We start from the raw sequence: 13333 nt of genomic DNA, 5'->3' as shown, positions 1-13333 counted from the left end.
TCTGAGCCGCGTGGCTCAGGAACACCACCACAGGATCTGCTTGCACGTCTCCGACGCGGACGGCGTCGGGCTCGGGTCCGACGAGGTCGGTTCCGAGGTCGGGGTGGTGGCCGGCGGGGTCGTCGACGACGTGGACGCGGGGGACGTGGTGTCGTCGCCGGTGTCTGCCGTCGGGGTGGCCGTCGCCTTGGGGTCCTTCGTGGCCTTCGGGGACTTCGACGGGGACGCGGAGGGGGATGCCGAGGCGTCCGGGGACGCCGTGCCCGCGCTGGTCCCCACGGTCTTCGTCGCGTCCAGGGGCTCGGCCGTCGGGCTGGCCTCCTTGTCCGCGCCGCCCTCGGCGGAGGCGCCCGGTGCGGCGGATCCCGGGAGCGAGAAGGGCGCGTCCGTGCCGAGTTCCGCCAGGCTCAGGCCGGCCGCCGCCAGTACGAAACCGGCCGTTATGAGCAGGACCCGGCGGCGGCGCCTGCGGTGTGCCGCGGCCTTGCGGTCGCGGCGGCTCGCGCCCGGCGCGTCCGCGTCCTCGGGGTCGCCGTCGTCGTCGGGCTCGGTCGCGGCGAGGGTGCTCTCGACGCGGACGCGGCCTCGGTTCTTCCGCCGCGCGGCCCGCCCCTGGGGCTCGCCGTCCGCTTCGCCCTCCTCGCGCCCGGCGTCGGGCGCGCCCTCGTGCGACGCGTCACCCGTGTCAGGGCGCGCGTCAACTACGGGTGTGTGGGCCTGAGTTGAGTCGGCCGGCGGTACGGCCGGCGCGCCGCACCCCGGGCACGCGAGGGCGCCGTTCAGGTGCCGGCCGCAGGGGTGGCAGTAGTCCATGACGCGGGAAGACTAGGTTCCGCACAGCTACCGTTCATAGTCACGCCTGTGAAAGTTGTGTGGGGACGTGGCGGGAAACGACAAGAATCGACACGAACCGACGCCTCCAGACGGTACGTCGATCGTCTCTCTTGCCGAAACCGTTACGCGTTCGACCCATTGACACCCCCGCCTCGCCGTCCTTACTGTCTGCCCAGCATTTCGAACGTGAGCCGAAATTTCGAACAGCACTGAAGAGCACAGGGGGCAACTGCCGTGCGCATCACGGGAATCAGCACGCACGTGGTCGGGACGCCATGGCGCAATCTGACGTACGTCCAGGTGCACACCGACGAGGGCGTCACCGGCGTCGGAGAGACCCGGATGCTGGGCCACACCGACGCGCTGATCGGTTACCTGCGCGAGGCCCAGGCAAACCACATTCTCGGTTCGGACCCGTTCGCAGTGGAAGACCTCGTACGCCGGATGAAGTACGGCGACTACGGGCGCGCGGGTGAGATCGTCATGTCCGGCATCGCCGTGATCGAGATGGCCTGCTGGGACATCAAGGGCAAGGCCCTCGGCGTGCCGGTGTGGCAGCTGCTCGGCGGCAAGGTCACCGACAAGGTGAAGGCGTACGCCAACGGCTGGTACACCACCGAGCGGACCCCGGAGGCCTATCACAAGGCCGCCCAGGGGGTCGTCGAGCGCGGCTACAAGGCCCTGAAGATCGACCCGTTCGGCACCGGGCACTTCGAACTCGACCACGAGCAGACCCTGTACGCGGTCTCCCTCATCGAGGCCGTGCGGGACGCGATCGGCCCGGACGCCGAGCTGATGCTGGAGATGCACGGCCGGTTCTCGCCGTCGACCGCGGTACGGCTCGCGCACGAACTCGCGCCGTTCAAGCCCGCGTGGCTGGAGGAGCCGGTCCCGCCGGAGAACCTGAAGGCGCTGGAGAAGGTCGCCGCCAAGGTCGACATCCCGGTCGCCACCGGTGAACGCATCCACGACCGGATCGAGTTCCGCGAACTGTTCGAGAGCCAGGCCGTCGACATCATCCAGCCCGACGTCGGCCACATCGGCGGCATCTGGGAGACCCGCAAGCTGGCCGCGACCGCCGAGGCGCACTACGTCCTCGTCGCCCCGCACAACGTCGGCGGCCCGGTGCTGACCGCCGCCTCGCTCCAAGTCGGCTTCTCCTCCCCGAACTTCAAGATCCTGGAGCACTTCAACGACTTCGCGGACGCCGAGATCAAGAAGGTCGTCAAGGGCGCCCCGCAGGTGATCGACGGCTACTTCCACCTCTCGGACGCGCCCGGTCTCGGCGTCGAGCTGGACACCGACGCGGCGGCCGAATTCCCGCAGCAGCAGGCGCGGTTCGACCTCTGGGCGGACGGCTGGGAGCAGCGCAAGCCGAAGGGCACGAAGTGAGCACCGCGGTCGTCGTCGAGGCGCCGGGCGAGCACCGTCTCGCCTCGCACGAGCCGCGGCGGCCGGAGGCGGGCGAGGCGCTGGTGCGCGTCCACGCGGTCGGCATCTGCGGCAGCGACCGCGAGGTGTACCAGGGCAACAGGCCCGAGGGCTACGTCCGTTACCCGCTCACCCCGGGCCACGAGTGGTCCGGCACGGTGGAGGCCGTCGGCGCCGGGGTGCCCGCAACTCTGGTGGGCCGCAAGGTGGTTGGCGAGGGCTTCCGCAACTGCCAGGTCTGCGACCGCTGTCACGCGGGCGAGACAACGTTGTGCACGGCGGGCTACGAGGAGACCGGCTTCACCCAGCCGGGCGCGATGGCCGCCACCCTCACGCTCCCCGCGCGCCTCCTCCATGTCCTCCCGGACGAGGCCGACTTGACGGCGGCGGCGCTGCTGGAACCCGCCGCGTGCATCGCGGCCGCCGCGCTGAAGGCCAACGCCCGTCCCGGTGAACGGGTCGCGGTGGTCGGCACCGGCACGCTCGGGATGTTCGCGGTGCAGTTCCTGAAGGCGGGCTCGCCGGCCGAGCTGCTCGTGGTGGGTTCACGCCCGGACCGGGCGGCCCTCTCGGAGCAGTTCGGCGCCACCGGCTTCCGTACGAAGAACGAGCCCCTGCCGGACGACTTCGACGTGGTGATCGAGACCGCCGGCTCCGCGGACGCGGCCCGTACCGCCGCCTCCCTGCTCCGGCGGGGCGGACGCCTGGTCCTCACCGGCATCCCCGCGCCGGGCGCCGAGGGTCTCGACCCGACCGATCTCGTCGTACGGCAGCTGGAGGTGCACACCGTCTTCGGGGCGCCGCCGGACGCCTGGGCGCACACGGTCCGGGTCTTCGGCGCGGGGCTGCTCGATCCGCTCCCCCTGGTCACCCATGAGCTGCCGCTCGCCGAGTTCCCGCAGGCCATCGAGCTGGTGGGGTCCGGCGATCCCAAGGTCGGCAAGGTGCTGCTGCGGCCGTAGGACACCCCAGTGGTACGTCGGCACGGGGTGACCTGACCACCCCGTGCCGGCGTACCACCAGAGTCTTTTCGTACCTCGAGCCGCGAACCTCGTCCGAAATACCGAACGCGAAGGACAGCAAGTGACCGACATCGCCACGGCAGCCCGCAGGCCCGGGGAGCAGGCGCTCTCCGCGCTCGGCCTGGGCGCGCCCGCACTCGACCCCGCCGACGCCTCGCCGCACACCTTCCCGGGCGGTGGTCGCTGGCGCACCGAGATCCCCTCGTGCGAGGGTCCCGAGGCGCTGGCGGTCGTCCTCAAGGAGTCCTCGCGCCTGGACGTGCCGATCCACCGGATCAGCCAGGGCAGTGGCGTGTGGATGCTGACCGACGCCGAGATCACCGAGATGGTCGAGGCGACGGCCGAACGCGACATCGAGCTCTGCCTGTTCACCGGGCCGCGCGGGACGTGGGACATCGGCGCCTCGGTCCGCTCCGACTCGCGCGGCGGCGGTCTGCGTGCGCGGGGCCATGACGCGGTCGCCGGATGTGTCGAAGACGCCGTGCGGGCCACGGAGCTGGGCGTCAAGTGCCTGCTCGTCGCGGACGAGGGCGTGCTGTGGACGCTGCACCGGGCGCGGGCGGCGGGGATCATCCCCACCGACACGACGCTCAAGGTCTCGGCGCTGATCGGTCCGGTCAACCCGGCGGCGTACGCGGTCTACGAACGTCTCGGCGCGGACTCCCTGAACGTCCCCAGCGACCTGACGCTCGATCACCTCACCGAGATCCGGCGGGTGTCGGCGGCGCCGATGGACATGTACATCGAGGCGCCGGACGACCTCGGTGGCTACATCCGGATGTACGAGGTCGCCGAACTGATCCGCCGGGGCGCCCCGTTGTACCTGAAGTTCGGCCTCTCCAAGGCTCCCGGCATCTATCCGTGGGGCAACCACCTCCGCGACGTCACCCTCGACACGGCCCGCGAACGCGTCCGCCGCGGCCGCCTCGCCCTCGACCTCCTCGCCCGCCACGGCGCGGACACCGGCATGGCCCCCCTGGGTACCAGGCTCCCCGGCCCTCTCAACCGCTTCCCCACAGAGAGTGCCACCGACTGACGAACAGGGTCTGCGGGCCCGCCTGTGGCTGGTCGCGCAGTTCCCCGCGCCCCTGAACCACCGGCCCGGGTTTCTTGGGGGCGCGGGGAACTGCGCGACCAGCCCCCACCGCCCCGCACCGAACAACACAACCCGCACCACCCCGCACCCGCACAACAACCCCGCATCCTGAACCACCCTCCACACCCGCTGCCCCTCTCAACGACGAGAAGAATGAGGCCAGTTCCATGCACATCCGCAGAAGTCGAGCCCTCCCCCTGATAGCCGGCGCAGCCACCCTCGCCCTGACCCTGTCCGCCTGCGGCCAGAGCGGTTCCGGCGGCAGCAAGGAGAAGTCCACCAGCGCGAAGGGCGGCACGATCGGCATCGCGATGCCGACGAAGTCCTCCGCGCGCTGGATCTCCGACGGCAACAACATGGTCAAGGACCTGAAGGCCAAGGGCTACAAGACCAAGCTGGTCTACGGCGAGGACGACCCGGACACCCAGGTCTCGCAGATCGAGAACATGATCACCCAGGGCGTCAAGGGCCTGATCATCGCCGCGATCGACAACAAGTCCCTCAACAACGTGCTGCAGGAAGCCGCCAGCGCGAAGATCCCGGTCATCGCCTACGACCGCCTCATCCTCGGCACCAAGAACGTCGACTACTACGCGTCGTTCGACAACGAGAAGGTCGGCACCCTCCAAGGCACGTACATCGCCGAGAAGTTGGGGCTGACCAGCGGCAAGAAGGGCCCGTTCAACATCGAGCTGTTCGCCGGCTCGAACGACGACAACAACACCAAGTACTTCTTCGACGGCGCGATGAAGGTCCTGCAGCCGTACATCGACAAGAAGGAACTGGTCGTCAAGTCCGGACAGACCGCGCTCAACAAGGTCACCACCCTGCGCTGGGACGGCACCACCGCGCAGAACCGCATGGAGGACATCCTCACCGGCTCGTACAAGACCGGCCGGGTCGACGCCGTGCTGTCGCCCTACGACGGCATCTCCATCGGCATCCTGTCCGCGCTGAAGTCCGACGGCTACGGCTCGTCCAGCAAGCCGCTGCCGGTGATCACCGGCCAGGACGCCGAGCTGGCCTCGGTGAAGTCGATCATCGCCGGTGACCAGACGCAGACGGTGTACAAGGACACCCGTCAGCTCGCCAAGGTCGCGGACACGATGCTCGACGACGTGCTCAACGGCAAGACGCCGCAGACCAACGACACCAAGACCTACGACAACGGCACCAAGGTCGTCCCCGCCTACCTGCTGCAGCCGGTGAGCGTCGACAAGTCCAACTACGAGGACGTGCTGGTCAAGGGCGGGTACTACACGGACGCCCAACTCAAGTAGTTCCGGCTCCCGTCACCCGACCCCACACCACTGATTGGTAGGCACGACCATGGCGGGACCCGTCCTGGAAATGCGCTCGATCGTCAAGACCTTTCCCGGTGTCAAAGCGCTCTCGGACGTCACTTTGACGGTGCGTCAGGGCGAGGTCCACGCCATCTGCGGCGAGAACGGCGCCGGGAAGTCCACCTTGATGAAGGTGCTCTCCGGCGTCCATCCGCACGGCAGTTACGAAGGCGACATCCTCTTCGAGGGTGAGGAGTGCGCCTTCCGCGACATCCGGGCGAGCGAGCAGCGCGGCATCGTGATCATCCACCAGGAACTGGCGCTGGTGCCGTTCCTGTCGATCGCGGAGAACATATTCCTCGGCAACGAGCACGCCTCGCGCGGGCTCATCAACTGGAACGAGACCCTGCGGCACGGCACCGAACTGCTGCGCCGGGTGGGCCTCAGCGACCACCCGGAGACCCGCGTCGCCGACATCGGCGTGGGCAAGCAGCAGCTCGTGGAGATCGCGAAGGCGCTGTCGAAGAAGGTGAAACTGCTCATCCTGGATGAGCCGACGGCGGCGCTGAACGACGAGGACAGCGGCAAACTCCTGGATCTCATCCTGGAGTTGAAGAAGCAGGGCATCACCTCGATCATCATTTCCCACAAGCTCAACGAGATCCGCAGGGTCGCCGACTCGGTGACGATCCTGCGCGACGGGCGCTCCATCGAGACGCTCGACGTCAAGGCGCCGGAGACGACCGAGGAGCGGATCATCTCCGGCATGGTCGGCCGCGACCTCGACCACCGCTTCCCCGAGCGCACCCCGTACGCGGGCGAGCCCGAGGCGGCACCCGCTCTGGAGATCCGCGGCTGGACGGTGTTCCACCCGATCGACCAGCAGCGCAAGGTGGTTGACGATGTGTCAATAAATGTGCGCAGGGGCGAGATCGTCGGCATCGCCGGACTGATGGGCGCCGGCCGCACCGAACTCGCGATGAGCGTCTTCGGCCGCTCCTACGGCCGTTACGCCGGCGGCACGGTCCTCAAGGACGGCCAGGAGATCCGCACCAGGTCGGTGGCGGACGCGGTCGGCCAGGGCATCGCCTATGTCACCGAGGACCGCAAGCACTACGGCCTCAACCTCATCGACACGATCAACCGGAACATCTCGCTGACCGCTCTCAGCAAGGTCTCCAAGCGGGGTGTGGTCGACGAGCACGAGGAACGCCAGGTCGCCGAGCGGTTCCGGAAGTCCATGAACATCAAGGCACCGACCGTCTTCGAGCCGGTGGGCAAGCTGTCCGGCGGCAACCAGCAGAAGGTCGTCCTCAGCAAGTGGATCTTCGCGGGTCCCGAGGTGCTGATCCTGGACGAGCCCACCCGGGGCATCGACGTGGGCGCCAAGTACGAGATCTACACGGTCATCGACCAACTCGCCGCCGAGGGCAAGGCAGTGGTCTTCATCTCCTCCGAACTGCCGGAGCTGCTCGGCATGTGCGACCGCATCTACACGATGGCGGCGGGCCGCCTGACCGGTGAGGTGCCCCGGGCCGAGGCCACGCAGGAAGTGCTGATGCGCCAGATGACGAAGGACAAAGAGGTAACGCGATGAGCACGGACGTGACCGCCAAGAGCCCGGCCCCCGCGCCACCGGGCAAGAGCGGATCGGAGGGGGGCGGCGGCCTGTTGCAGCTGATGCTGGACGGCCTGCGGCGCAACATGCGCCAGTACGGCATGCTGATCGCCCTCGGTCTGATCGTGATCCTCTTCGAGGTCTGGACCGGCGGGGACCTGCTGCTGCCGCGCAACGTCTCCAACCTGGTGCTGCAGAACAGCTACATCCTGATCCTGGCGATCGGCATGATGCTGGTCATCATCGCCGGGCACATCGACCTGTCGGTGGGCTCGCTGACGGCGTTCGTGGGCGCCTTCGCCGCGGTCCTGATGGTCAACCACCACGTGCCGTGGCCGGTCGCGGTGGTGCTGTGCCTGCTGATGGGCGCCGTGGCGGGCTCCGTACAGGGGCTGTTGATCGCCTACGCGGGGATACCGTCCTTCATCGTCACCCTCGCCGGGATGCTGCTCTTCCGCGGCCTCACGGAGATCCTCCTCCAGGGTCAGACGCTCGGCCCGTTCCCCAACGGCCTGCAGAAGATAGGCAACGGCTTCCTGCCCGCCGTGGGACCGAACACCAACTACCACAACATCACGCTGCTGTTGGGGCTCGTGATGATCGCCGCGGTGGTGTGGCAGGAGGTGCGGGACCGCCGTAGGCAGCAGGAGTTCTCGCTCGACGTGCCGCCCACCAAGCTGTTCCTGCTCAAGCTCGCCGCGATCATCGCCGCGATCCTCTGGCTCACGCTGCTGCTGGCCAGCTACGACGGCGCGCCGATCGTGCTGATCATCCTCGGTGTCCTGGTGGCCGGTTACGGCTATGTGATGCGCAACGCGGTCTTCGGCCGCCACATCTACGCGATCGGCGGCAACCTGCCGGCCGCGAAGCTGTCCGGCGTCAAGGACAAGCGCGTCACCTTCCAGGTGTTCCTGAACATGGGCGTGCTCGCGGCCCTGGCGGGTCTTGTGGTCACCTCCCGCCTCAACGCGGCCTCGCCGAAGGCCGGTGACGGCTTCGAACTCGAGGCCATCGCCTCGTCGTTCATCGGTGGCGCGTCCATGAGCGGCGGTGTGGGTACCGTCCTCGGCGCGATCATCGGTGGGCTCGTCCTCGGCGTGCTGAACAACGGCATGAACCTCCTCAGCGTCGGCACCGACTGGCAACAGGTCATCAAGGGGCTCGCCCTGCTGGCCGCGGTCGGCTTCGATGTGTGGAACAAGCGCAAGTCCGGTTCGTAACGGAAGCTCCGCCGGGAGAGCGGGACTTGGCCGCGGATCCGTCGTGGCCGGTCGCGCGGTGCCCCGCGCCCCCTCGGGCGCGGGGTCCCGGTCGAGCCCCCTATCAACGCACTAGGGAGCCGCTCCATGGAACTGAACAGACGCACGGTCATCGCAGGCGCCGCGGCGGCAGGTCTCGCCGCGAGCGCGCTCGGCACGGGTACGGCGGAGGCTGCCTCGGGAGGCGGACGGCCCGTGAAGGAGCTCTTCGGGACACTCGCCGACGGGACGAAGGTGTACCGCTGGTCGCTGGCCAACGGCGGTACCCGGCTGAAGGTCCTCTCCTACGGCGGCATCATCCAGTCGCTCGAACTCCCCGACCGGCACGGCAAGTACGCCAACGTGTCGCTCGGCTACGACAACCTCGCGGCGTACGTCGCCGGCACCACGTTCTTCGGCGCGACCATCGGCCGGTACGGAAACCGCATCGCCAAGGGGCAGTTCACCCTCGACGGCAAGGCGTACCAGCTCTCCGTCAACGACGGCGTGAACAGCCTGCACGGCGGTGCCAAGGGCTTCAACACGAAGGTCTGGGACATCGAGCCCTTCACCAAGGGCTCCGACGTAGGCCTCTACCTCCACTACACCAGCGTGGACGGGGAGATGGGCTACCCCGGCACCCTCAGGACGAAGGTGACGTTCACCCTCACCCGGCACGGTGACTGGCGTATCGACTACGAGGCCACCACCGACAAGCCGACGGTCGTCAACCTCACCAACCACACGTACTTCAACCTCGCGGGCGAGGGCAGCGGCGGCATCTACGACCACGAACTCTCCATCGCCGCGAGCCGGTTCACACCCACCGACGCGGGGCTGATCCCCACCGGTGAGCTGGCGCCGATCGCGGGCACGCCCTTCGACTTCCGCAAGGCGAAGCCGATCGGCCGGGACATCCGCGCGGGGCATCCGCAGCAGGTGACGGCGAAGGGCTTCGACCACAACTGGGTGCTGGACAAGGGCGTCACGGCGAAGCCCGAGCACATCGCGACCCTGCGCGATCCCGCCTCCGGCCGGACCCTGAAGATCTCCACCGACCAGCCGGGGCTGCAGTTCTACTCGGGCAACTTCCTCGACGGCACGCTGATCGGCACGTCGGGGCGGACCTACCGGCAGGGTGACGGACTGGCCCTGGAGACGCAGCACTTCCCGGACTCCCCGAACGAGCCGTCCTGGCCGACGACGGTGCTGCGGCCGGGTCAGACGTACCGCACGACGACGATTCACTCGTTCGGCAACTGAGTTCGGATCCGGGGTTCCCGAACACACACCATTTTCACATCCGTTGAACAGCGCCACTCGCGTCTCCGTATTCATGGGTGGCCCGTGCTCCCCCGCGCGGGCCACCCAAGACGACGGGCCCGGTCGTCCCCGCCGGGCCCGCCTTCATACGGAGGTTCCATTGGCCGACTCCAACGTCACCTCGCTGTTCCGCAGCACGGCGGCACACAGCCCGTCGATGGCGGCGTTGGCACGTGAGAGCGACGGCACCGGGCCGGTGGACTTCTGTATCCCGTGCAATCCGTACTTCCCCACTCCCGCCATGTTCGACGAGATGGCGGCCAGGCTGCGCGAGATCATCACGTACTACCCGAGCAGCGCCGACACGATCACGGCCGAGCTCTGCAACCTTCTCCAACTCCCGCCGCAGTGCGTGGCGATGGGCAACGGTTCCACCGAACTGATCACCTGGATCGACCACTTGATGGTCCGGGAGTCCCTCGCCATCCCCGTCCCCACCTTCGGCCGCTGGACCGACCAGCCCATGGAGACCGGCAAGCGGGTCGACATGTTCCCGCTGCAGGAGTCCAACGGCTTCGCCCTCGACCTGACGCAGTACGCGGAGTTCATCCGCAAGCGCAACACCAAGGTCGCCGTCATCTGCAACCCGAACAACCCCGACGGCGGCTTCATCCACAAGCAGGCGCTGGTCCAGTTCATGGACTCCATGGCCGACCTGGACCTCATCGTCATCGACGAGTCGTTCCTGGAGTTCGCCGACGCGGAGGTGGAGCCCAGCGTCGTACAAGAGGCGATGATCCGCCCCAACGTGGTCGTCCTGCGCAGCCTCGGCAAGAACTTCGGCCTGCACGGCATACGGTTCGGCTACCTCGTCGCGAACCCCGCGCTGGCCGGCCGGATCCGCAGCATGCTCCCCAAGTGGAACCTCAACGCCTTCGCGGAACATGTGGTGTTCATCCTCAAGGAGCACGGCGCGGAGTACGCGCAGAGCCTCCAGCAGGTGCGCCGCGACCGGCTCGACATGGCGAGCCATCTCTCCGCGCTGCCCGGCCTGACGGTGTATCCGTCGCAGGGCAACTTCCTCTTCGTACGCCTCCCCGTCGGCGCCGAGGGAACCGTGGTCCGGGACCGGATGCTCACCGAGCACCGCATCCTCGTCCGCGAGTGCGGCAACAAGATCGGTTCGTCCAGCCGCTTCCTGCGGCTCGTGGTGCGCCCCCAGACGGACGTGCGTCGCCTGGTGTCCGGCTTGGAACAGGTGCTCTACGGGACCAGGAGGGGAGCCGCCGTACCCGAGTTGAGTACAGGGACCAACTACAGCTCGGGTACGGCGGCCGTGGATCGCCTGGTCGGCGCGACGAACGGCGCGGGCCTGCAGAACCTCGCGGCCCAGGCCCTCGGTACGGGGACGTCGGGCGCCCCCACGCCGATGCCCGTACCGGCGGCGGCACAGCTGCAGCCGCAGCCGCAGCCGGTGCCCATGCAGGTGCCTCCGCCCCAACAGCCGCAGCCCCAGCCGCAGTTCCAGCCGATGGTGTCCGCGGCGCAGGTCCAGCAGATGCCGATGACGGGCATGGCCGACCACCAGTCGAACGGCGTCGGCATGCCGATGCAGCTCCCCCAACAGGCCCCCCAGCAGATGCCCCCACCCCAGCAGCCCTACGGCGTCCCGGCCCCGGCTCCCGCCCCCATGCCCCCGCAGGGCCCCACCCCCACCGGCGTCCCCGCCCGCAACGGCCTCACGGCCGCCCAGGTACGCGGCGCCACCAGCCCCAACGGCATGCAGAACCTGGCCCCCGCCCCAGCCACCGGCTGGCCCAACGCCCAGAGCTGGCCGAACGCGGCGGGGATGGGACAGGCGGGCTAGCCGACCCCTTGGCAGATGTGCGATACAGGTTGGCGGAACGGGGCCCTGCTCTCCGCCTTCCTGCGCGAACCGGTCAGGGAGCCGCCCGCACCGCGCCGATCAGCGACGCCCCCAGCGGGAGGGCGTGGCTTGTCCGGACCGTGAAGCCCGCCTTTTCCAGGAGGCGGCGGTAGTGGTCCTCGTCGCGTTCCCGGCCGCCGACGTTGCACAGCATGTGGACGTCCCACGCGACCGCCGTGGGGGTCGGCAACAGGCGTTCCACCACGAGGAGTTGGGCGCCCGGGCGCATGGCAGTCGCGCAGTGCTGGAGGATCGTCAGGCAGCGTTCGTCGTCCCAGTCGTGGAGGACCCGGGACAGAAGGTAGACGTCCCCGCCCTCCGGTACGGAGCGGGTGAAGTCCCCGGCGACGAAGGAGCAGCGTTCGGTGAGCCGGGTGCGGGCGGCCTCCAGGGCGCCGGGGCGTTCGTAGAGGACGCCATCCAGGTGGGGGTGGGCGCGGAGCAACCGGCCGAGCAGCGCGCCGTTTCCGCCGCCCACGTCGACCACGCGCCGCACCTCGGAGAAGTCGACCAGTGTCGGTACCGGCGTGAACATCTCGGCGCTGGCCGCCATCGACCGGTGGAACAGGTCGCCGAGTTCGGGGTGTTCGGCGAAGTACGCGAAGTGGTGCTGCCCGTTGCGGTGGGCGAAGGCCTCCTCGCCGGTGCGGACGGAGTGGGTCAGGCCGGCGAAGGAGTCGTAGAACGGGCCCGCGTAGAGCCGAGCCAGCGGGTGGAGGCTGAACTCCGTCGCCGTGCGCAGGGGTTGGCCCGCCGCCGTGAGGTGGTAGGTGTCGTCGGCGGCCGTCAGGAGGCCCAGGGTGGTGAGGTAGCGGAGGAGGCGGCGCAGTGCGTCCGGGTGCGTCGCGGTGAGCTCCGCCAGTCGCGCCGCCGACATGCCGGGGTGCTCGGCCAGGTGGTCCGCGATGTTCAACTCGGCCATGGTGGCGACCGCTTGAGTGGCCCAGGCTCCGGTCATGACGGTGAGCAGGGCCGTCGTCGGGTCGGGGAGGGGCAAGTGGCGCCCGGGGAGCCGGAGTTCGAAGCGGCGGTGGGTGGTGGTGCGGTGGTAGAGGACGGTGACGTTCTCGTGCCCGTTGTAGCCGCCGCCGTCGGGGACCGCGCCGCCCCGCTCCTGGAGCAGCAGCCGTAGACCTGCGGGAACCACCGGGCCGGGGGCGGTGACCGCGAAGGCGTGGTGGGACTCGTGTTCCGCCTCCCGTTCGTCCGCGGCCACGGCCTCCAGCGCCGAGTCGGCGGGCACCGGGAGCGCGAAGATCTCCACGCTGCGGGTGCCGACCGCCACGTGCACGATGCCCACCGGGATGTCGGCGAGTTCCGGGCCGTAGCGGCGGGTCAGCCGGTCGCGGACCACGACGCTCGGGGTGACCGGGCCCGGTGCGAAGCCGAGGCGGCGGAGTTCCTCGCAGAGGCCGTCGAGGGAGTCGGGGAAGACCAGGACGGCGGTGTGGTCGAAGACCAAGTGCCGTGCCACGTCCGCCCGTTCGGCCGGTGTGAGGGCCGGGAGGAGTTCGGCCAAGACCTGGTCCGTGTCGTGGGTCTCGACATAGGCCGCCGCGCGCTCGATGCGGGCTGCGTCGGCTGCGGCGAGGCGTGCCTGTACGACGGGGAGGTTCATGAA

At 69.1% G+C, this 13333-nt stretch carries 10 protein-coding genes; 8 read left to right on the top strand and 2 right to left on the bottom strand.

What is annotated here, in order from left to right:
* Nucleotides 1-15: 15 nt before the first annotated feature.
* A complete protein-coding gene (locus tag OHT77_RS30690; protein WP_328831656.1) occupies nucleotides 16-813 on the bottom strand; it encodes an SCO2400 family protein in 798 nt (265 codons plus the stop codon).
* Between the two features lie 255 nt (nucleotides 814-1068).
* On the opposite strand from OHT77_RS30690, the gene OHT77_RS30685 reads away from it, so the two are divergent.
* The 8 genes from OHT77_RS30685 (at nucleotide 1069) to OHT77_RS30650 (ending at nucleotide 11652) form a co-directional block, all read left to right on the top strand.
* Nucleotides 1069-2226 (top strand): mandelate racemase/muconate lactonizing enzyme family protein, encoded by a 1158-nt coding sequence (locus OHT77_RS30685; protein WP_328831655.1) that lies wholly within the window; start codon nucleotides 1069-1071, stop codon nucleotides 2224-2226.
* Complete coding sequence (locus OHT77_RS30680) at nucleotides 2223-3227, top strand: zinc-dependent alcohol dehydrogenase (RefSeq protein ID WP_328831654.1); 1005 nt, start codon at nucleotides 2223-2225, stop codon at nucleotides 3225-3227. The genes OHT77_RS30685 and OHT77_RS30680 overlap by 4 nt, the downstream gene beginning before the upstream one ends.
* A gap of 121 nt (nucleotides 3228-3348) precedes the next feature.
* Nucleotides 3349-4323 (top strand): hypothetical protein, encoded by a 975-nt coding sequence (locus OHT77_RS30675; RefSeq protein ID WP_328831653.1) that lies wholly within the window; start codon nucleotides 3349-3351, stop codon nucleotides 4321-4323.
* Nucleotides 4324-4550: 227 nt separating this feature from the next.
* The gene (gene chvE / locus OHT77_RS30670; protein WP_328831652.1) at nucleotides 4551-5663 is read left to right on the top strand and encodes a multiple monosaccharide ABC transporter substrate-binding protein; all 1113 of its coding nucleotides are present in this window, start codon (nucleotides 4551-4553) and stop codon (nucleotides 5661-5663) included.
* A 49-nt stretch (nucleotides 5664-5712) separates the two neighbouring features.
* On the top strand, nucleotides 5713-7263 hold the full coding sequence (mmsA, locus tag OHT77_RS30665; protein ID WP_328831651.1) for a multiple monosaccharide ABC transporter ATP-binding protein: 1551 nt from the start codon (nucleotides 5713-5715) through the stop codon (nucleotides 7261-7263).
* Nucleotides 7260-8504 carry a multiple monosaccharide ABC transporter permease gene (mmsB, locus tag OHT77_RS30660; protein WP_328831650.1) on the top strand — a complete coding sequence of 415 codons (1245 nt, stop codon included), beginning with the start codon at nucleotides 7260-7262 and terminating at the stop codon, nucleotides 8502-8504. The genes mmsA and mmsB overlap by 4 nt, the downstream gene beginning before the upstream one ends.
* Nucleotides 8505-8630: 126 nt before the next feature.
* The gene (locus OHT77_RS30655; protein WP_328831648.1) at nucleotides 8631-9785 is read left to right on the top strand and encodes an aldose epimerase family protein; all 1155 of its coding nucleotides are present in this window, start codon (nucleotides 8631-8633) and stop codon (nucleotides 9783-9785) included.
* A 160-nt stretch (nucleotides 9786-9945) separates the two neighbouring features.
* Nucleotides 9946-11652, top strand: a complete 1707-nt coding sequence (locus OHT77_RS30650; protein WP_328831646.1) for a pyridoxal phosphate-dependent aminotransferase — start codon at nucleotides 9946-9948, stop codon at nucleotides 11650-11652.
* Nucleotides 11653-11725: 73 nt separating this feature from the next.
* Here the strand turns inward: OHT77_RS30650 and OHT77_RS30645 are convergent, their stop codons facing one another.
* The gene (locus OHT77_RS30645; RefSeq protein WP_328831645.1) at nucleotides 11726-13330 is read right to left on the bottom strand and encodes a methyltransferase; all 1605 of its coding nucleotides are present in this window, start codon (nucleotides 13328-13330) and stop codon (nucleotides 11726-11728) included.
* Nucleotides 13331-13333 lie beyond the last annotated feature (3 nt).

Origin of the sequence: Streptomyces sp. NBC_00252 (assembly GCF_036187565.1) — a bacterium.
Taxonomy (GTDB): Bacteria; Actinomycetota; Actinomycetes; order Streptomycetales; family Streptomycetaceae; genus Streptomyces.
The sequence above is the reverse complement of the archived record's forward strand: the minus strand, read 5'-3'. Positions and strand labels throughout refer to the sequence as shown.